This window comes from Vreelandella hamiltonii, assembly GCF_014651775.1.
GTDB classification, from domain to species: Bacteria; Pseudomonadota; Gammaproteobacteria; order Pseudomonadales; family Halomonadaceae; genus Vreelandella; species Vreelandella hamiltonii.
This window is the reverse complement of the sequence record NZ_BMXN01000008.1, coordinates 113754-133892: the sequence shown is the minus strand read 5'-3', so window position 1 is coordinate 133892 and position 20139 is coordinate 113754. Positions and strand designations below refer to the sequence as shown.

The window sequence follows — 20139 nt, the reverse complement described above, 5'->3', positions numbered from 1 at the left end:
GCTCATGGCGTATCCGTCCTATGTTGGTTGTGATCTGGCGAGATCAATCAACAGGATACGCCACCCTCTCTACTGCCCTCCATACACAAGAACTGAGCTTAACTCGGTCAGGTTGAACGGGTAGCTAAACGGCGTCCAGTCCATCCAGTCGCGGTAGCGCCCGCCCGGCGGCACGTTGTGGCCTGCCGCGAAAGGCGCGATGGGCATGGTGGGAGTGACCAGCAGATCGTACTGCTCATGAAAGGCCGCCATGCGGGCGGTCAATTCGCTGCGCTCACGGCGGGCGGCAAGGTAGGCGGAAAGTGAGACGTCCTGCCCGCGTCGTGCAATCTCCAGAAAGCCAGGATCGAGCGCGGCTTGCTGCCGTGCATCGAGCTTTTCGACGGCCTGGGTGGCGCCTGCAAACCATAGTGTGTTGAACGTCCTGAGCGGATCGCTAAAGCCAGGGTCGATGCGGTCGACGGTGGCGCCCAATGCTTCCAGGTAACCGACGGCTTCTTCAACGCGCTGGGCGATATCCGGCGCGACGTCTACGTAGCCGAGATTGGCGCTAAAGGCGATGCGCCAACCCTGCAGGCTGGCCGGAGGGGGCGTAAGCCAGTCGGGCCCGCTGGGGTTGCCAGCGTAGCCATCCCGAGCATCCGGCTGGGCCATCACGCTCAGCATCAGGGCGCTATCCCTTGCTGTGCGCGTCATGGGGCCCAGATGCGACAGGGTGCTCATGGTGCTGGCGGGCCACTGGGGGACCCAGCCAAAGGTGGGCTTGATGCCAAAGGTGCCGGTAAAGCTGCAGGGAATACGAATGGAGCCGCCTGCGTCGCTGCCCTGATGAAGCAGGCCCAGGTTCAGCGCCGCGGCCGCCCCCGCACCTCCGGATGACCCGCCAGGTGTGAGATCAGTGTTCCATGGGTTGCGGGTAATACCGTGCAGCGGGTTGTCGGTGACGCCTTTCCAGCCAAACTCGGGCGAGGTGGTTTTGCCGATCACGATGGCCCCGGCATTGCGCAGGTGGCGGCTGATGGGCGCGTCTATCTCCCAGGGGCCATCCGGTGCCGTGGTCGTCGACCCCAGCCGAGTCGGCAGCCCTTTGGTCAAGGTCAGATCCTTGATGGTCACGGGAATCCCGTCCAGCGGCCCGCAGGGCGCCCCGGCCTGCCAGCGCCGAGTGGACTCGGCGGCTAATTGGCGGGCCTGTTCTCCGTTGACACAGGTGAAGGCATTGACCCTGGGGTTATCTCGTTCGATGCGGGCCAGGCAGTCCTCCACCAGCATCTCCGGCGAGAGCGATCCCTCTCTGAAGCGCGCCAGAGCGTCCACGGCCGTCAGGGTTGCTAAGGTGTCTGCCATGCTATTCGCCATCCTCGATACCTGCCGCTTCCAGCATGGCGTGCAGCAGCACGTTACAGCCTGCGTGAACGTGTTCGGGCGTGGCGCTTTCGATCTCGTTGTGGCTGATGCCATCCTTGCAGGGAATGAAGATCATCGCGGCGGGGGCAACACGGCCAATGAACATCGCGTCGTGCCCGGCGCCGCTGATGATATCCATGTGCGATAGCTGCAGCTTTTCAACGGCCTGGCGCACGCTATTCACGCATGCCTGATCGAAATGCTCAGGGGCAAAATCGGCCGTCGGGGTCAGTTCATACTCCAGCCCGTGACGTTGGCAAATCTCTTCCACGGCGCTGGCCACGGCTTGCCCCATGGTAATGAGGGCCTCGGGTTCCCAGTGGCGCATGTCCAGGGTCATCTTGACCTGGCCGGGAATCACGTTGCGCGAGCCCGGGTGCAGCGTCATGCAGCCCACCGTGCCGCGCCCGTGGGGTTGATGCTCATGGGCAATCCGGTTGAGTGCCTGGGTGACTTCTGCCGCGCCCATCATGGCATCCCGGCGCAGGTTCATGGGCGTGGGGCCTGCATGGGCTTCGAGCCCGGTCAGGGTCAAGTCGAACCACTTCTGCCCAAGCCCGCCGATGACCACGCCAATGGTGGTCTCGGTATCTTCGAGAATGGGGCCTTGTTCGATATGAGGCTCGAAATACGCCTTGATCTCGTCCGGCGACACCTCATCCTGGCCACGATAGTGAATGGCATCCAGAGCGTCGCTCACCGTGATGCCTTCGGCGTCGGTGCGCGCCATCATGGCATCGAACGCCAGCTCGCCGGTAAAGACGCCAGAGCCCATCATGCAGGGAGGAAAGCGGCAGCCCTCTTCATTGGTCCAGGCGACCACTTCGATGGGCGAGCGCGTGGTGATGTTGTGCTGGTTGAGCGTGCGAATGACTTCAAGTCCCGACATGACACCGAAGCAGCCGTCGTATTTACCTCCGGTGGGTTGGGTATCCAGGTGGCTGCCCGCCATGACTGTCTTGGCACTTGGGTCGCTGCCTTCCCGGCGGGCAAAGATATTGCCGATATTATCAATGCGGATCGTGCAGCCCTCGGCACGGCACCACTGAATGAACAGGTCGCGGCCCTGGCGCTCCAGGTCGGTCAACGCCTGACGGTTCACACCGCCCTTGGGCGTTGCCCCTAGTTTGGCCATCTCCATGAGCGAGGCCCAAAGGCGGTCGCCGTCGGTACGTAAGTCGGTGCGGTGGCTGGGGGTAACGTAGGTGTTCATCTCATGTCTCCTCGCCGAATCAAACGGCGGTATATTCCGTTGGCAGATCGTGCAGCTTGGATCGATGGTGCGAGTTATCCGGTAGTGCGGTGCTGACCAGCATCTGGGCGGCCATTTCCGTTTCCAGTGCGCTCATGTGGTGCTCGGCATCGGCCATGTGCTCGGCCATGATGCGTCGCACACGCGGGGTATCTTCCGCGCGGTAGGCGTCCACCAGTTGGCGGTGGTAATCCTGGTTGGCGTGATCGAACTGCTTGCGTTCGGGCACGTAGGCTTTTTTGATCACCACGAGATCGCGCAACATGTCGTTCAGAAACTGGCACATGAAGGCGAGCAGGGGGTTTGGGCAGGCATGGGCCAACCGTTGATGAAACTCCAGCTCCAGAAAGCGCTGGTGCCGGTGGTCGTCTTCATCACTGGCGCAGCAGGCGCAGGCCGCCATGTTGGCTTCCAGCTGCTGGAAGTCATGTTCGGTGAGCCGTCCCACGACCGAAGCGGCCAGCTCGACTTCCAGCAGTTTGCGTAGCTGGTACACCTGCTTGCCATCCAGCTGCTGGAAGTGCAGGAAGTTACGCAGCATGCGGCTGGCAGGCTCCATGCTCGGCTGATTGATGACCGCGCCCCCTTTGGGCCCGGTCTTCAACGTGATGAGCCCCTCGACTTCGAGAATCTTGAGCGCTTCGCGCACGGTGCCCTTGGCGCTTCCGTAAAGCTCCATCAGCGCTTTTTCGTTGGGTAGCCGGTCGCCTTCCCCCAGCGACTCTGCGGCTATCCAGCGCTTGATGTCGTCACTGATCAGCTCGGCGAGCTTGGGTCTGCGCGGCGCGGCAGCAGGGGCTTGAGTCATCGACCCACTCCTTATTTGCGATGAGCGCTGGTAGATACTGCCTGGGGGTAGGCGGGCAAGCGCTCTGGGTGATACTCGGCATCGTAGTCATGGCGTGCTTGGGTAAAGCGTTCCACGACGGCGGTATCGCGGCGGTTCAGCACGTGGCTGAGCCCTACGAACAGCGCTGCATTCAGCAGCAAGCCCCAGACCCCAGCGTGGTAGCCTAAGGGGGCGCTTAGCGGGCCAAAGGTCATGAGCAGGACACACGCCACCCCCGCCCACAAGCCCACCAGTGCGGCCGTGGGATGGGCTTTTTTCCAGGTGATGGCACCGAGGGTGGGAATGATCAACTGGGCTGTGCCCGCCAGTGCTGCAATGCCAATGGTGACCAGTACGCCCGGCACGGTCAGCGCCATGACGTAAGCAGCCAAAGAGAAGCCCACCAGCGAGAGACGGCCGATGTAGACGATGCGTGCCTGGGTGGCATCGCGGTTCACGTAGCGTTTGTAGATATCCATCGTCACCACGGTGGATACCGCGTGAATCTGCGAGTTGGCCGTGGACATGGCTGCCGAAGCGCCCGCCGCCATGATCAGCGACGCGAGCAGGTAAGGCGCATACTCCATGAGCATGATGGGCAGAATCTGGTCAGGATTGGCGATGTTGGGCTCGAGCAGTACGCCCGAATAGCCGGAGAGAACCGAGCCGACATAGGCAAAGGCCGCCAGACCCAGCAAAAACGGCATCAAGTTGAACAGCTTGCCGTGTTTGACCGAGTACATGCGCAGCCAGATTTGTGGGCCCATGAAGGCCCCGATAGCGGTAATGGCAAACAGCGAGAACCACATGGGGTAGCCCATCGTGCCGTTCGGCCCTGGCATGGTGAGATGCTCGGGGGAGCTTTGTTGAAGCTGGCCGAACAGCGCCGTTGGGCCACCCACCTGAGTCGAGATGTAATAGCCTGCATAGAGCATGCCGAAGAACAGCAGCGCGCCATAGATCACGTCGGTCCAGGCAATGGCACGAATGCCGCCAATCCACACGTAGATAATGATGATGAAGTAGAAAAGCAGGGCCGCTAGCCAGAAAGGAATCAGCCCGCCGGAGGCGACTTCGATTAAATAGGCGCCGCCGGTTAGCTGGATCTGCAAATAAGGCACGGTGAAAATCAGCGTAATCGCCGCCACGGTAATACGCAGCGCTTCGCTGTTATAAAAATCACCGATCAAGTCTGAAGGCGTTAAATAGTTGAATCGTTTGCCTAAAAACCAAACTCGTTTGCCAATCCAGTAGTACATGAAGCCAAACAGCAGGTTCCAGGCTAACGCAGTAAGAAAGACGGGCCCGTTGGTATAAAACGTGGCATTGGAGCCAAGGAATGCGAACGCGCTCCACCAGGTGGCGGCCACGGTAAAAAATACCGCGATGCTGCCCATGGCGCGACCCTGGACAAAGAAGTCCTCGCTGGTTTCTTGCGACTGTCGAGCCGATAACACGCCCACCATGAGTGGGATGATCATAAAGGCTGCAATGATGATTAAGCTGCCGGTCATGGTGACCCCCTTTTCTTACCGCTGCTGAGTGGCGTGAACAGACGACGGTGCAGGGCTACCCCAGTTGGTGAAGTAAGCCACCAGAAATAGCGACGTCAACGCAAACCACCAGAAAAGGTTCCAGACCAGTAGAAAGGGGAGTCCCAGCACCATGGGCTCTATGCGATTAGCCAGCATGATGACGGGGCTTTCCAGCATGAAGAAGCTGAAAATCATACCGCCATAAAGCGATAGCTTGAGCGGAGTTACGTGTTTCATAGCGATTTAGCCCTTTGTTTATATTGAATTCATGAGCTTTGTTTCAAACGTTGACGCGCTAGCAGCCGTCTTTGTAGGCCGAGTTTCAGGCGCAGATTAACGTTTGGGCGTGTTCCAATTTTTTATTGTATTTATTCGTATAAATATAATGGTTAGGCCGATTTTGCTGCTTCGTCAAGCGCTGGCAAGTCCTCATGGCGCGCTATTACGTATCTATTCCCTAACGTGAACAAAAGAAAAGCGTAATTTTACATACGTGTCGAGTGGCGCATGCTGGCTGCATGCCATATTGCCAGGCAGCCGGATATGAGGAGACGAACACCATGTTGGACGTACAACGACCATCCGCCACGCAGACCGCCGAGCACGCATCCCGTGATGGGGGGGCGTCCGCGCCGCTGAATCAGCACTATTGGATGCCCTTTAGTGCCAACCGAGACTTTCGTGCCAACCCGCGCATGATTGCGGGCGCCGAAGGGCGTTATTACATTGATGACCAGGGGCGCAAGCTGTTCGATTCGCTCTCTGGCCTGTGGACCTGCGGGGCGGGCCATAACCGTGAAGAGATTCAAAAAGCGGTAGCGGCGCAGTTGGGCACGCTGGATTTTGCCCCCGGCTTTCAGATGGCCCACCCGTTGGCGTTCAAGCTGGCAGAGAAGGTCGCCAGCTTAACGCCTGCCGGGCTGGATCACGTGTTTTTCACCAACTCCGGCTCAGAAGCCGCCGATACCTCGGTCAAGATGGCCAAGGCGTATTGGCGGTTGAAGGGCAAGCCGGAAAAAACCCGCATGATTGGCCGCGCCAAGGGCTACCACGGGGTCAATATCGGCGGCACCAGCCTGGGGGGCATTGGCGGTAACCGCAAGCACTACGGCCAGTTGATGGACGTGACGCACCTGCCCCATACGCTGCAAGCGGGCCATGCCTACACCCGTGGCCAGGCTGAAACCGGTGCTGAGCTGGCCGATGCGCTGCTGGATCAAATTGCCTTGCACGATGCGTCGACCATTGCCGCCGTGATCGTGGAGCCCATGTCGGGTTCGGCGGGGGTGATCGTGCCGCCCAAGGGCTACTTGAATCGGCTGCGGGAAATCTGCACCGCCCACGATATTCTGCTGATTTTCGATGAAGTCATTACCGCCTTTGGCCGCAGCGGCGCCACCACTGGTGCCGAAGCGTTTGGCGTCACGCCGGACATCATGAACGTGGCCAAGCAGATCACCAATGGAGCGGTGCCCATGGGGGCCGTGATCGCCTCCCGGGAGATTTTCGACACCTTCATGCACGCCGGTGGCCCGCAGCATGCCATCGAGTTTCCCCATGGTTACACCTACAGCGCTCACCCCGTGGCCTGTGCTGCTGGCCTGGCGGCGCTGGAGCTGTTCGAGCGTGAGGACTTCCCCGCTCAGGTCAGTGCGATTGCCCCGGTGTTCGAGCAGAAACTGCACGCCCTGAAAGGCCGTCAACATATCGTCGATATTCGCAACTACGGCCTGGCCGGTGCCCTGCAGCTTGCGCCGCGTAACGGCGACCCGACGATTCGCCCCCGTGATGCCCATATGGCGTTGTGGGAAGCCGGCTTTTACGTGCGCTACGGCGGCGACACCCTGCAGTTCGGCCCTCCCTTTGGCACCACGGAAGCCGAGCTTGAGCGTTTGTTCGATGCCGTCGCCAGTACCCTGGATTCCCTGGCATAACCCTGGCCCACCCTGTTTCGGAGTTTCATGATGAGTGTTGTTTCCCACCTGATTAATGGTGAGCTGGTGGAAAGCCAGCGTACGCTGGACGTGACCAACCCCTCCACGGGCAAGGTGGTTCGCCAAGTGGCGGATGCCAGCGCAGCGGATGTGGAGCGAGCCATTGCTGCAGCGCAGGCGGCGTTTCCTGCCTGGCGTGATACGCCGCCCGCCAAGCGTGCCCAGGTCATGTACCGCTTCAAGCAGCTGCTGGAAGAGCACGCCGACCGCCTGGTGCAGCTGGTCAGCGAAGAGCATGGCAAGACGGTGGAAGATGCCATGGGCGAGTTGAAGCGTGGCATTGAAAACGTCGAATACGCCTGTGGCGTGCCGGAGCTGCTGAAAGGCGAGTACTCCCACAACGTGGGGCCGGGAATCGATGCCTGGTCTAACTTCCAGCCGCTGGGCGTGGTGGCGGGCATTACGCCATTCAACTTCCCCGCCATGGTGCCGCTGTGGATGTACCCCATGGCGATTGCCTGCGGTAATACCTTTATCCTCAAGCCCTCCGAAAAAGACCCGTCGGCCGCCATGGCCGTGGCCGAGCTGTTGCAAGAGGCCGGGCTGCCAAAAGGTGTGATGAACGTGGTGCATGGCGGTCGCGAAGCGGTAGAAACCCTGTTGGATGCCAAGGCCGTAAAAGCCATTTCGTTCGTGGGATCTACCCCCGTGGCAGAGGCGATCTACTCCCGTGGCTCGGCGGCAGGCAAGCGCGTTCAGGCGCTTGGTGGCGCGAAAAACCACGCGGTGATTCTGCCGGACGCCGACCTGGAAAACGCCGCCAACACGCTGATGGGCGCCGCCTACGGCAGCTGCGGCGAGCGCTGCATGGCGATTTCGGTGGCGGTGTGCGTGGGTGATGAAACCGCCGACCGTCTGGTCGACACCATGCTGCCCAAGATCGCCCAGTTGAAGGTGGGCCCCGGTACCGATCAAGGCCTGGACATGGGCCCGCTGGTCACCGCCGAACATCGCGATAAAGTGCTTGGGTTTATCGAAGACGGCGTTAACGCTGGCGCTTCGCTCGTGGCGGATGGGCGCGGCCTGAGCGTGGCAGGCCATGAAGAGGGCTATTTCGTCGGTGGCTGTCTGTTCGATCACGTCACTGCGGAGATGCGCATTTACCAGGAAGAGATCTTCGGGCCGGTACTCTGCGTGGTGCGGGTCGGCAGCCTGGACGACGCCATGCAGCTGATCAACGACCACGAATACGGCAACGGCACCTGCCTGTTCACTCGCGATGGCGAAGCCGCCCGCCGCTTCACCGACGGTATCGAAGTGGGCATGGTGGGGGTCAACGTGCCGCTGCCCGTGCCGGTGGCCTACCACAGCTTTGGCGGCTGGAAGCGCTCGCTGTTTGGCGACCTCCACGCCTACGGACCAGACTCGGTGCGCTTCTACACGCGCCGTAAAGCGGTTTCCCAACGCTGGCCCTCCGTCAGCGAAGCCTCCCGGGCGGAGTTCTCGTTTCCCACCAACCAGCGTTGACGCGATGCGCTAACTACGCCATCTTCTCTGCACCACCGCCTGCCTCCTTGTGGGGCGGTGGTGCAGTTTTTGGTGCGTATTGTGAGCGGATGGTTGCAAAGGGATACCAGCGTGGCGAGAACACAGGACGAAATACGGCAAACCAACGTCAAGAAAATCCTTCAAGCGGCGGAGCAGCTGTTTGCCGAAAAAGGCTACGCCGGTGCCTCCATGGGCGACATTGCCCAGTTGGCCGACCTGCCAAAGTCCAACGTGCACTACTATTTCTCGACCAAGAAGGCGCTCTACCAGGAGGTGCTGCTGGCGCTGCTGGAGGTGTGGAAGCAGGACGCGCTCTGCTTCGAGCTGTACGACGACCCACGGGTGGTTCTCTCCACCTACATTCGCGCCAAGATGAACCACTCCCGCTACCGCGCCCACGGCTCCAAGATCTGGGCGGCCGAAGTGATGCAGGGCGCCCCGATTCTCAAGGAGCGGCTGCGTGATAACCTCTATGAATGGGCCAAGCTGAAAGAGTCGAAAATCCGCGAGTGGATCGACTCCGGCCAAATCAACCCCGTCGAGCCTTCGTACCTGCTCTACATGATCTGGGCCTCCACCCAGCACTACGCCGACTTCGACTACCAGATCTACCTGCTCAACGACGATAAACCGCTGGACGACCTGCAGTTCGAAAAAGCCGTGCAGTCGGTGACCTCGGTGATTTTGAGAGGAATTGGGCTGACGGCTTGAGGAGTGCGTCACGATGTTCGGGTGTGACGTACCGTGATCCCAAAACAAGGGGGCATGTTCCGATGACAAGAATTCTGCTTGGGCTTCTCGCGATACTGGCTGTGAGCAGTGTCGGTGCTCAAGGTGCTTATGCTCAGCCAGCCGTTCGGGCATTCAGCATTGAATCCGACGAGGGCACAGCACTGTTGGAACGCCTTCGTGAAGGCGGGCTGGTGATGTATATCCGCCATGCCGATACCTCTGGGCAGCAGTGCGATACCTATAACGATAGCGCCGGGCGAGAGGGGCAGCGCAATATCTCATCAATGGGCCGCGAACAGGCGGTTGAGCTAGGTAAACGGATCGAGGAGCTGGGCATTCCGGTCGAGGAACCTATTCTGTCTGGCCCGGTGTACCGTGCGCGTGATACCGCTGAACTGGCGTTCGGTGTCGAGAGAGTGAGCGTGACCGATAGCCTGCTCGCGGATGATTATTCCCGCGGTCGTCTTGACTGGGTTCTGTCTGAACATCGGCGTCTGTTTAGTGAGCCAATGGCGCCGGGAAAAAATCGTGTACTCGTGGGCCACCGTACTCCGGCTCAAATGATTTTCGGAAATGTCCTCTCCGGCACCAGCCTGCCGGAAGCGGGCGTGATGGTGTTGGCGCCGCGCGGGGCGGAAGGCAGCGACTTATTAGGCGTTCTTGAGATTGTGCCGGCGATTAATGGCGGTAATCCACCATGTTTGTAGCACCCGCGTAATGACGCTTCGCCAAGTTGCCGATGGCTAAAGCGTCATCGTGTGTGCCCTTCACCAGTTGCCACCTGCTCAGCCATCAAGCACAGCAGCTCATACATGATGGCTGGCACTCACTGGCTCAAGCTCGCCAGGCTGGCGGCCAGTAACTGAGTGCCTGCGACAGCGTCGCTGAGGTCGGTGTGCTCATCGGGGTGATGGCTCAGGCCATCGCGGCAGGGTACAAACAACATGGCCGTCGGGCAGTGCCTGGCGAGATGAATGGCGTCGTGAAAGGCTCCTGATACCAAACGTGGCGCAGCCATGCCCAGTGCGTTTGCTGTGTTATCAAGCAAGGTGGTGAGTGTCGTGGGAAAGGCGACGGGCTCGACGCGCGATAGCGGTGTCAGGGTGGCTTGGCACCCCGCCCAGGTTTGCTGAGCGAGCTGATTGAATTCGGCTTCCAGCGCTTTTAGCGTGGCCGCTTCTGGGTGGCGTAAGTCGATACTGAAGGTCACTTGGTCGGGAATGGTATTCACCGAACCAGGGCCAACGGTGAACTTGCCAATGGTAAAGCGTACTCGGTCTTCGCTGTCTTTCGCGCTTTCTCGTAATGCCGTGGCCAGTGCGCAGGCGCCCTCTAGCGCATCGCGGCGCATGGCACGCGGGGTGGTGCCTGCGTGGTTAGCGTTTCCAATGACCGTGACTTCAAACCAACTGACGCCTTGAATACCTTCGACAACGCCCACTGCAGCACCGCTGCGCTCCAGAATGGGGCCTTGCTCAATATGCAATTCCAGAAAGGAGTGCATGGGCGTTGCCAAAGGGCGGCGCGGTACACCGGCGGCGTCCAGTTCTGCCAGGCAAGTATCTAAAGCATGCCCAAGACTTACGCCTTCGCTGTCTTTGACTGAGCGCGTTTCCTCCAGGCTACGTACACCACAAAAGACTGCGGAACCGGAGGTGCCTGGTGAGAAGCGCGCGCCTTCTTCATTGGTCCAGCTCACCAGTGATAGCGGGCGGCGTGGAGCAAACCCCGCTCGTTTTAGCGCGCGAAGCGCCTCCAGCCCGGCCAGCACGCCCAGCGCCCCATCGTACTTGCCGCCGGTCGGCTGGCTGTCCAAGTGACTTCCCGTGACGACGGGATCGAGCGTAGGGTCGCTACCGGGTACGTCGAGAAACACGTTGCCGATGGCGTCCACGCTTGCCGTTGCCCCCAGTGCACTGGCCTGCTCAATGAGCCACAGCCTGGCCCTGGTATCGTTATCGTCGAGCGCAAGGCGCGCCACACCACCATCTGAACGAGCACCAAATTTGGCCACCGTTGCCAAGTCATTGGCTAAACGCTCTGGGTCGACTGCGCCTGCTATCGCCTTGATGTCGGCCAATGCGCGGTCAGCTGGATACGGGGTATGGCTTTGCATGGGGCTCTCCTGACGGATTTGTTATTTGTAGACTTCGAAATGTACCTCGACAGGCACACAGTCTGCACCGTTGATGGGAATGACAGGAGATGAACTGCTGGCTCATGCTGCCACGATGGCTGATAAACCGCCCCCTAATGGGCATTGAGCCTCATGGTTCCCTTGCCCACCAGAACGGCGTGCCCTCCCACTTGCACATGCCCAGCTTCGAGATGGCCATTCGCAGCCGTTTCGATGATGCTGGGACGGCCCATTTCAATGCCCTGATGAATCGTGCAATGCAGTGCGTCGCTGGTGAGCGATGCCAGATAGTGGGTCAGGGCGGCGGCGGCACTGCCGGTTGCGGGGTCTTCGCAAAGGCTGGCATGCATGCAGAACATGCGGCTACGAACCACCGTGCGGCTCGCCTCGTGTCGTTCGATGACGTAAAGATAAACCTGGGGGGCCTCGCTGGTCATCACCGCACTGGCCCAAAGTGCCGATGAAATGCGGACGCTCTCCAGCGCCTTCACATCGGCCAGCTCGATCAAATGAAAGGGCAGCCCCAGGGAGGCCATGACGGGGTCGCCTATCACCTGATGGATATCGAGCCCCAGCAGCTCAACGGCCGTCAGCCGGTCGATCGGGCTGGCGGCCAGTAGGGCTGGTTGCGACGTCGTGAACATGGCCTGGCCGTTTTCGTAGCGAACCGTCAGCGCACCAATGGGTGGGTGAAGCACCAGGGGGCGCGCGGGGGTGGCGAGTTCCAATGCTGCCAGCAAGTGTGCGGTACCCACTGTTGGGTGGCCTGCAAACGGGAGTTCTCTCGTCGGCGTGAAAATCCGCATCGGATAGTGGTTCGGTTGCGTGGCGGCACTCAAAAAAACCGTTTCTGCCAGATTCAGTTCATTGGCCAAGGCCTGCATGGTGGAGGTGTCCAATTCATCGGACGCCAGAAAAACCGCGAGCGGGTTGCCGGTAAATGGCTGCTCGGTAAAGACGTCCAGCAGGTAGTAGTCAGCACTTTTCATGGGGAGTCTCCTCAAGGGGCGTATGTTTCCAGAACGCTTTATGGCCTTCTTGGGCTGCCTGGGCGCGGGTGATGCCAATATCCTCGAGTAGCCGGTCATCCAGGGTCAGTAGCTGGCGGCGGCTACGGCGGTAGTGGCGGTACTGATGCAGTTGGAGACGTAGCTGACAGCGGAGCTGGGCAAGACTGAAGCGTGGCATGGCGAATCCTCCAGGGGCATGGCGGTGGGCTGCAGGACTAGAATATTCGGCGCCGTTTCTTTGATACAGACATAGGTTTTTTTATTTTTAAGATACAGATGGGCGTGTTATACCTCTGTATGGCAGTTGGGTACGTTATCTGTATGGTGGGGTGGGCTATAAGAAGGGAATTGTCATGACGCGCTATGAAGAAATCGCCGCTATCCTGCGCGAGCGTATCGAGCACGGTATCTACCGTGTGGGCGACCGCCTGCCCTCCATTCGAGCGGTGTGCCAGGAGCTGGACGTGAGTATCTCGACGGCCCAGGAAGCCTACCGGCAACTGATGGATGTGGCGTTGATCGAGTCGCGGCCCAAGTCGGGTTACTTCGTGCTGCCGAGCCGAGCACCCTCGGTGCTGCCGTCCATGTCGCGGCCTGCCCAGCGGCCGCTGGACATCTCTCAATGGGGTCAGGTGCTGGAGCTCGTGGCTACCCAGCGCGATGATCAGCGGCTGTTGTTGGGGCGGGGAGTGCCTAACCTGGAGTACGAGACGCTGCGCCCGCTCTCCAGAATATTGGCGGGTCTTCACCGTCGCAATGATCTGCATGGTTTCAACTATGACAAGCTGAGCGGAAGCCCCGAGCTGCGTCAGCAGGTCGCCAGGCTCGCGGTCGCGTCTGGCTGCCTGCTGCATCCAGATGATCTGCTGATCACCACGGGCTGTCAGGAAGCGTTGGCCATTGCCTTGCGCACGCTGACGCAGCCCGGCGATGTCGTGGCCGTCGACTCGCCCAGTTTTTACGGCACCATGCAGATTTTGAAAGCCAATGGCCTGAAAGCGTTGGAAATCCCCACTGATCCGCAAACGGGCATCAGCCTTGAGGCGCTGGAACTGGCGCTGGAGCAGTGGCCGATCCGCGCCATACAGGTCACGCCCACCTACAATAACCCGTTGGGGTACACCATGCCGGAGGCTCGCAAGCGGGCGCTGTTTCAGCTTGCCCAGCGTTTCGATGTGGCGATTATCGAAGACGATATTTACGGTGACTTGTCCTTTAGCCTGCCAAGACCGCGCACCGTGAAATCCTTCGATGACGATGGCCGCGTGATGTTGTGCAGCGGCTTTTCCAAAACGGTGGGGCCGGGGCTACGGGTGGGCTGGCTGGCGCCGGGGCGTTATCGCGATCAGGCGCTGCACATGAAATACGTCTCCACCGGTGCTTCAGCCACGCTGCCCCAACTGGCCGTGGCGGAGTTCGTTGCCAAAGGGCATTACGAGCGGCACCTGCGCCACGTGACCCGGCAATACCAGCGCCAGCGAGACGTCATGATCGGTTGGGTGCAGCGCTACTTCCCGCCTGGTTCGGGCATCAGCTACCCCCAGGGCAGCTTCCTGCTCTGGGTAGAGTTACCCGCCGCGGTGGATTGCGTGAAGCTCAATCAGCGTCTGGCGCAGCATGCCATCCACGTGGCGCCGGGCTCGCTGTTCTCCGCCTCCGGCAAGTTCCGCCAGTGCCTGCGGCTGAACTATGCGTTTACGCTCACTCCCGCCATCGAAGAAGCGGTGCGCACCGTCGGGAATATGGCGACAGAGATGGTGGAAGAAGTGCAGGCGCATGAGACGGTATAGTTTTATATCCGCTTGTTTTCATTTATATGCTCGTCGAGGTAGCTGGCCATGCATCGCCATGCTCTCACCTACCGGACCTTCGGTAATCCGCTTGAAACATTGAACATGGAAACGGCTGAGGTGCCTGAACTAAGCGCGAATAAGCTCAGGGTCAGTATGCTGTGTGCTTCCGTGAATCCCTCTGACCTGATTCCTATCCACGGAGCGTACTCGCATCGCATAGCACTGCCCGCCGTTGCGGGCTACGAAGGTGTAGGGCGCGTGATGGAGGCACCACAAGCGTATGCTTCGCTGATCGGAAAACGTGTGCTTCCACTACGCGGTGAAGGCACTTGGCAGACGCTTGTGGATTGTGACCCTGCGCTTGCCGTGCCTGTCCCGGATGACATTCCTGATGCCGTGGCAGCACGGGCCTACATCAATCCCCTGGCAGCCTTGACGATGCTGGAAATGTGGCCTGTCAGGGGCAAGCGTGTGCTGCTCACTGGCGCGGGTTCGAATTGCGCGGAATACCTGGGAACGTGGGCCTACCAGCATGGGGCTCGTGAAGTCATTGGGGTATACCGCTCCGAGAGCCGAGCCGCCCGCCTCGAACAGCTGGGTATTCGGCCCCTATCCCTTCAGGATACGTCGCAGATCACCCATGTGGCGCGCGTGTCCGATGTGGTCTTTGACGCCTTGGGCGGTCCAGTGGCCTCGAACATTCTGCAGTCAATGGCGCCTGGTGCGATGTTTATCGCCTATGGGTTATTGACGGGGCAGGCTGTTCAATTGGATGGCAAACCTCGCGCTCATTACAGAAGGTTTCATCTGCGCGATAGCTTGGCCAGGATGCCTGCAGACACCTGGCAGCATCAGTTCCTGGCCATCTGGAAGCTGCTGAGCCAGCTAGAGATGCCGAATTATCGCGTGTTTGCATGGCAGGATTGGCAGCGAGCGGTCGAGGCGGTGCTGCAGCCACAGAGCCAGAAAAGCCTATTGGACTTTACTCGCCTGGCGTAGGCGATGATGACCGTAGCAAGTCAGCCCGGGCGCTGAAACTGCCTGCGCGCCTGTTCCACCTGTTCGCGTGTGATGCAGTGGAGCGAGTGGTCGTTGAGCAGCCCCATGGCCTGCATAAAGGCGAACGCCGTGGTGGGGCCGAAGAATTTCCAGCCGCGTTTTTTCAGCTCCTTCGCCATGGCGATGGATTCTGGCGAGGTGGTCTGCGATTGGGGGGCCACGGTGTCGCTGGGCTCATAGCGCCAGAAGAACGCCGCCAGCGACCCTTCCTGCTCGACCATCTCCTGGGCGCGCTGGGCGTTATTGATGGTGGCTTCGATTTTTCCACGATGACGAATGATGCCCGCGTCTTGCAGTAAGCGCTCCACGTCCTGTTCGCCAAAGTGGGCTACCTGATGAAAATCGAAGTGGTGAAAAGCGGCGCGAAAGTTGTCGCGCTTATTGAGGATCGTGCGCCAGCTGAGCCCCGACTGAAAGCTTTCCAGGCAAAGTTTTTCGAACAGGCGCTGGTCGTTATCGACCGGAAACCCCCACTCCTGGTCGTGGTACGGCAGGAATTCCGGCGCTCCTGCGCACCACTGGCAGCGGGGTTGCCCATCCGGGGCGATAAAGCCGTTCGTCATCAGTCGTGTACCGTGGTGGTCAGTGGATCAGGCAAACCATTCCCGAGCGGTGCGCCACAGGCACATGCCGGTGAAGTAGACCGATGTCAGCACCCAGCCCCATAAGGCCCAGGCGGCATGGGCGGGGTTCGAGAGAATCAGTGAAGTCGTGCAGACACACCACACCAGCGTGACCGTGATGTTCAGCGGCATGAATTGCCGTACCCGGAAAGGGTGCAGAAACTTCATGCGGGTGACGGTGAGGGCCGCCATGAGCAGAATGATCGCGAAGGTGACAAACGGCGGAAAATCAAGAATGTAGAAGTAGGCGGCGATGATGTTCCAGGCAGCAGGAAAACCGACAAAGTAGTTGTCCTGGCTTTTCATGTTCACGTTGCAAAAGCAGAACATGGAGGAGAGCAGGATGATGAAGACCGAGAGCAGTTCGAAGTGGGTGGGCAGCTCGACGAAAAAGTAGATGAACAGCGCCGGGATGAATGCCCAGGTGAGATAGTCGATCACCATATCCAGCGTGGAGCCATCGAAGTGGGGCAGAATGGTCTTCACTTCATACTTGCGCGCCAGGGTGCCGTCCAGGCCGTCTACCATCATGGCGGCGCCTAGCCACAGCAGGCAGGCCACGGGGTTGTTATCGATCAGCGCCAACAGCGCCATGGTGCCCAGCAAGACACCGCTGGCAGTGAAGACATGCACGCTCCAGGCCTTGTAGACCGAGGCGCGCGATTCTGTGTGTGAAGAGAGCAATTGAGCCACCTTGACCCCATGGGGAACGGCCGTTCCCTTTCTATCAGGTTTATAAATGAGCGTATAAAGAACGCTACACTACTACAAGAGTGCCCCCCTAGAATACGTTGGTCTTGTGACCATCGCGGGAAAGTGGCGTGTCGGGAGTGCGGGTTTGATGGGCCAGATACGCGTTGCTCAGCCACTGTCCTGCCCAGGCCAGGGTCTGTTCGTTGGCACTGGCATAGCCAAGCACCAAACCGAATCGCTTGTTGGCGGAAAGGTAGTAATGTGACAGTGGCGACAGTGTAATGCCCGCCTGGGCAGCATGACTGACCAGAGCCGTTTCCTCCTCGATACTGCTCAGCTCGGCCAGCAAGTGCATGCCAGCATGCCCCTCCGATAACCGTAAACCTGCCGCAACGGCGGGGGCCAGGGCGGCGCGTAAACAGCTTTGGCGGTGACGGTAGGCCGTCCGCATGCGGGTGATGTGGCGGGTGAAGTGGCCACTGGCCATGAAGGCGGCCAGTGCCGACTGGAGTGGGTAGTGACCCTCTCGATGTAAACGGGCCTGGGCCCGGCACACATCGGGAGCGAGTTCAGGCGGGGCGACCAGATAGCCCAGACGCAAACCGGGATACAGTACTTTGCTGAACGTGCCCACATAAATGACCGGCGCCTGCTCGGTCAGCCCCTGGAGTGATGGGAGCGGTGGGGTGTCATAGCGAAACTCACTGTCGTAATCGTCTTCGATGATCCATCCGCCGCAGCGTTCGGCGACGTCCAGCAGTGCCAACCGACGAGTGACGGGCATGGTCACGCCGGTGGGGTATTGATGGGAGGGGGTGGTATAGATCAGTCGAGGGGCGGGAGCACTCTTTTCGCCCAGAGCCGGGTCGAGCCCATCGGCATCAACGGGAACGGGCGTGACATCGAGCCCAGCTGCCAGAAAGCAGGCTTTGGCACCGCCGTAGCCAGGCTCTTCCATCCAGACCGCGTCGTCAGGGTCGGTCAGTAGCTGGGTGATCAGCTCGAAGGCTTGCTGTGCCCCCTGAGTGATGATGACCTGTTCAGGCTGGCAGCGTACCGCTCGAGAGAGCCTCAGGTAGTCGCTGATCGCCACTTTCAATGCTGCCAGCCCGCCGCCGGTCTGATAATCCATCCACGCTACATCGGCGTTGCGCTGATGCTGGCGCACAAGCCGTTGCCACTGCGCTTCAGGAAACAGGTCCAGGGCGGGTACGCCGGGTGAGAACGCCCGGTAGCCGTTGCTGAGCGTCTTGCTCAGCGCCAATAGGGTGCGCCCGCGGGAAGAGTAGTGAACGGCCTTTGGAGGCGGTGCGGTCTCGGTATCCAGCACGCGAGGCAACTGCGCTACGTAAAGCCCCGCCCCTTGGCGTGCCACCAGCAGCCCCTCGGCCAGCAGCCTGTCCGTTGCCGCGAGGACGGTATTGCGGCTGACGCCCAGCGCATCCGACATGCGACGTGACGAAGGCAGCCGCTGGCCCGCCGTGAGTTTACCCTGGCGTACCCACTCCTTGAGCGGATGGTATAGCCGCTGACTGAGTGATCGCGTTGCGTGTTGATGCATGCGCAAGGCCAATGCGTCGATGATCCAGTCACTGTCGCTGGCGCTCTGTTTCACTGGTTCTCCTTAAAGGGTGCAAAGTGGCTCTTTTTAAGGAACCACTATAGCGGCAGACTGGGGCATTACTCCATGACTATCGAGGCAATGACATGACCCAGATTCGTCCAGCGGTGTTTGATGACCTGGCTCCCTTGAGTGAGCTGCTCGATGGCTATCGCCAATTTTACCAACAGCCCAGCGACTTGCCGGCTGCACGGAGGTTTCTCGAATTGCGGATGGGGCTGGGCGACTCCTACATTCTCGTCAGTGAGGCGAGCGATGGCTCACTGACAGGGTTCGTGCAGCTCTATCCGGGTGTTTCCACCGTGGGGCTGAATGCTCGGTGGACGCTCAATGACCTCTTCGTGCAGCCAGCGTCGCGCACGCAAGGCACCGGCAGAGCGTTGATGGAAGCCGCCGCCAGGCTGGCCCAGGAGCATGGAGTCGCACGCTTGATCCTCATGACACAGGTAGAGAATCAGCGCGCCCAAGCGCTTTACGAGTCACTGGGCTGGCAGCGCAATACGGCGTTTTATGGCTATTTGCTCGACATAAAGTAAACGTTTTTACACTCCCACTTAGTGGATGGTTTTTGCCGCAAGCCCTAACCAAGCCACGGTGGCGTCACGATGCGTGCGGGCTCCCGCTGCATGATGATGTCACCGTGGCGGACGGAGAGCAGTACGTCACCCTGGTTGCGTAGCACGCTGTAGTCGTCTTCTCCATCCAGCAGGTTGAAGCTGGCGGGTTTGCCCACCTCGATACCATAACGTGCCTCGATGTTGAGCGTGCGGGCGCTGTTGTCGGTGATCAGCGACAGCGCCTGGCTGAAGTCCTGATAGCCCATCATCTGGCAGATATGCAGGCCAAAATCCAGCGTTCGCAGCAGTTTGCCGTTGCCCAGCGAGTACCAGGGGTCGAAGATGGAGTCTTCGGCAAAACAGACGTTGATACCGGCTTCGTTGAGTTCCTTGACGCGTGTCACGCCGCGCCGTTTGGGATAGGTGTCGAAGCGCCCTTGCAGGTGGATGCTCTCGGTGGGGCAGGAAATGAAGTTGATGCCCGAACGCTTGAGCAGCAGAAACAGCTTCGAACAGTAGGCGTTGTCGTAGGAGTGCATGGCGGTGGTGTGGCTGGCGGTCACGCGGCTGCCCAGCTCATGAAACAGTGCCTCACAGGCGAGCACTTCGAGAAACCGCGAGTTGGGATCATCGATTTCGTCGCAGTGTACATCCACCAGGCGGTCGTACTTGATGGCCAGTTCGATGACGCGCTTCATGGACGTCACGCCCAACTCTCGTGTGTACTCGAAGTGAGGAATGCCGCCTACCACATCGGCGCCAAACTCCAGCGCCTCTTCCATGAGCTTGTCGCCGCCAGGGTAAGAGAGCAGGCCATCCTGTGGAAAGGCCACCACCTGAATGTCGATTTTGTCCTTCAGCTCGTCTCGCAGTGTGCAAAGGGTTTTCAGGCCTACCAGGCTGGGGTCGCTGGTGTCGGCATGGGTGCGCACGAACTGCACGCCGTTGCCGATCAACAGGTTGAGGGTCTTTAGCACGCGCTCCCGAATGTCCGCCTCGTCGAGCAACGGTTTACGCTCCCCCCAGCGTTCGATGCCCTCGAACAGCGTGCCGCTCTGGTTCCAGTGAGGCTCGCCAGCGGTCAGGGCCGCATCCAGGTGGATATGCGGCTCGATAAACGGCGCACACAGCAGTTTGCCGCCCGCATCCCTCTGGCCTTCGCCTGCCGTTTGCGGCGCATCCTGAGCGGTGATTGCGGTGAAGACGCCGTTCTCGATGTCCAGCCGATAAAGCCCAGGGCGTTGGCGAAGGCGGGCATTGATGATCTGCATGTTCATAAACAGGTGCTCACTTATTGTTTGGCCGTCGATGGGAAGCTATCACCCAGCGTAGCGTGGTGGGCGCATATGTGAAGATGCAGCAAGCTGCATGCCAATCAGGCGTGGTCAGGTAACAAGAAACGTTTAAAT

At 59.9% G+C, this 20139-nt stretch carries 19 protein-coding genes; 7 read left to right on the top strand and 12 right to left on the bottom strand.

Annotated features, from left to right (window positions below):
• Positions 1-69 precede the first annotated feature (69 nt).
• From IE091_RS09425 to IE091_RS09405, 5 genes are read right to left on the bottom strand one after another with little or no spacing between them, the layout of a single operon-like run.
• Positions 70-1347 (bottom strand): amidase, encoded by a 1278-nt coding sequence (locus IE091_RS09425; protein ID WP_229800800.1) that lies wholly within the window; start codon positions 1345-1347, stop codon positions 70-72.
• A gap of 1 nt (position 1348) precedes the next feature.
• Entirely contained in the window at positions 1349-2620 is a 1272-nt protein-coding gene (locus IE091_RS09420; RefSeq protein WP_189463513.1) for a Zn-dependent hydrolase, read from the bottom strand.
• A 19-nt stretch (positions 2621-2639) separates the two neighbouring features.
• The gene (locus IE091_RS09415) at positions 2640-3467 is read right to left on the bottom strand and encodes a FadR/GntR family transcriptional regulator (RefSeq protein ID WP_189463512.1); all 828 of its coding nucleotides are present in this window, start codon (positions 3465-3467) and stop codon (positions 2640-2642) included.
• 11 nt (positions 3468-3478) lie between these two features.
• Positions 3479-5002: a sodium:solute symporter family protein gene (locus IE091_RS09410; RefSeq protein ID WP_189463511.1), complete on the bottom strand. Its 1524-nt coding sequence runs from the start codon at positions 5000-5002 to the stop codon at positions 3479-3481.
• A gap of 15 nt (positions 5003-5017) precedes the next feature.
• Positions 5018-5260: a hypothetical protein gene (locus IE091_RS09405; protein WP_189463510.1), complete on the bottom strand. Its 243-nt coding sequence runs from the start codon at positions 5258-5260 to the stop codon at positions 5018-5020.
• 323 nt (positions 5261-5583) lie between these two features.
• On the opposite strand from IE091_RS09405, the gene aptA reads away from it, so the two are divergent.
• The 4 genes from aptA (at position 5584) to IE091_RS09385 (ending at position 9944) form a co-directional block, all read left to right on the top strand.
• Positions 5584-6957: an omega-aminotransferase AptA gene (gene aptA, locus IE091_RS09400; RefSeq protein WP_189463509.1), complete on the top strand. Its 1374-nt coding sequence runs from the start codon at positions 5584-5586 to the stop codon at positions 6955-6957.
• 30 nt (positions 6958-6987) lie between these two features.
• Positions 6988-8484, top strand: a complete 1497-nt coding sequence (locus IE091_RS09395; protein WP_189463508.1) for a CoA-acylating methylmalonate-semialdehyde dehydrogenase — start codon at positions 6988-6990, stop codon at positions 8482-8484.
• A 111-nt stretch (positions 8485-8595) separates the two neighbouring features.
• On the top strand, positions 8596-9216 hold the full coding sequence (locus IE091_RS09390) for a TetR/AcrR family transcriptional regulator (RefSeq protein WP_016915179.1): 621 nt from the start codon (positions 8596-8598) through the stop codon (positions 9214-9216).
• A gap of 62 nt (positions 9217-9278) precedes the next feature.
• Positions 9279-9944: a histidine phosphatase family protein gene (locus IE091_RS09385; RefSeq protein WP_189463507.1), complete on the top strand. Its 666-nt coding sequence runs from the start codon at positions 9279-9281 to the stop codon at positions 9942-9944.
• A gap of 119 nt (positions 9945-10063) precedes the next feature.
• Here the strand turns inward: IE091_RS09385 and IE091_RS09380 are convergent, their stop codons facing one another.
• The 3 genes from IE091_RS09380 to IE091_RS09370 all read right to left on the bottom strand — a co-directional run bounded on the left by IE091_RS09380 (position 10064) and on the right by IE091_RS09370 (position 12562).
• Positions 10064-11353 (bottom strand): M20 family metallo-hydrolase, encoded by a 1290-nt coding sequence (locus IE091_RS09380; RefSeq protein WP_189463506.1) that lies wholly within the window; start codon positions 11351-11353, stop codon positions 10064-10066.
• Between the two features lie 134 nt (positions 11354-11487).
• A complete protein-coding gene (locus IE091_RS09375; protein ID WP_189463505.1) occupies positions 11488-12363 on the bottom strand; it encodes a PhzF family phenazine biosynthesis protein in 876 nt (291 codons plus the stop codon).
• A complete protein-coding gene (locus tag IE091_RS09370; protein ID WP_081194578.1) occupies positions 12350-12562 on the bottom strand; it encodes a DUF1127 domain-containing protein in 213 nt (70 codons plus the stop codon). The genes IE091_RS09375 and IE091_RS09370 overlap by 14 nt, the downstream gene beginning before the upstream one ends.
• 175 nt (positions 12563-12737) lie before the next feature.
• Here IE091_RS09370 and IE091_RS09365 point away from each other — a divergent pair, with 175 nt between their 5' ends.
• A complete protein-coding gene (locus IE091_RS09365) occupies positions 12738-14174 on the top strand; it encodes an aminotransferase-like domain-containing protein (protein WP_189463504.1) in 1437 nt (478 codons plus the stop codon).
• A gap of 48 nt (positions 14175-14222) precedes the next feature.
• On the top strand, positions 14223-15176 hold the full coding sequence (locus IE091_RS09360) for a zinc-dependent alcohol dehydrogenase family protein (RefSeq protein ID WP_189463503.1): 954 nt from the start codon (positions 14223-14225) through the stop codon (positions 15174-15176).
• Between the two features lie 20 nt (positions 15177-15196).
• Here the strand turns inward: IE091_RS09360 and IE091_RS09355 are convergent, their stop codons facing one another.
• The 3 genes from IE091_RS09355 to pdxR all read right to left on the bottom strand — a co-directional run bounded on the left by IE091_RS09355 (position 15197) and on the right by pdxR (position 18113).
• Entirely contained in the window at positions 15197-15799 is a 603-nt protein-coding gene (locus IE091_RS09355; protein ID WP_039175122.1) for a DNA-3-methyladenine glycosylase I, read from the bottom strand.
• Between the two features lie 27 nt (positions 15800-15826).
• Positions 15827-16543: a phosphatidylcholine synthase gene (pcsA, locus tag IE091_RS09350; RefSeq protein WP_422822524.1), complete on the bottom strand. Its 717-nt coding sequence runs from the start codon at positions 16541-16543 to the stop codon at positions 15827-15829.
• A 97-nt stretch (positions 16544-16640) separates the two neighbouring features.
• Positions 16641-18113, bottom strand: a complete 1473-nt coding sequence (gene pdxR / locus IE091_RS09345; protein WP_189463517.1) for a MocR-like pyridoxine biosynthesis transcription factor PdxR — start codon at positions 18111-18113, stop codon at positions 16641-16643.
• Between the two features lie 146 nt (positions 18114-18259).
• Between pdxR and IE091_RS09340 the strand changes: the two genes are divergently transcribed.
• A complete protein-coding gene (locus IE091_RS09340; protein ID WP_081138729.1) occupies positions 18260-18709 on the top strand; it encodes a GNAT family N-acetyltransferase in 450 nt (149 codons plus the stop codon).
• A gap of 44 nt (positions 18710-18753) precedes the next feature.
• Here the strand turns inward: IE091_RS09340 and codA are convergent, their stop codons facing one another.
• A complete protein-coding gene (gene codA / locus IE091_RS09335) occupies positions 18754-20007 on the bottom strand; it encodes a cytosine deaminase (protein ID WP_189463502.1) in 1254 nt (417 codons plus the stop codon).
• Between the last annotated feature and the right edge of the window lie 132 nt (positions 20008-20139).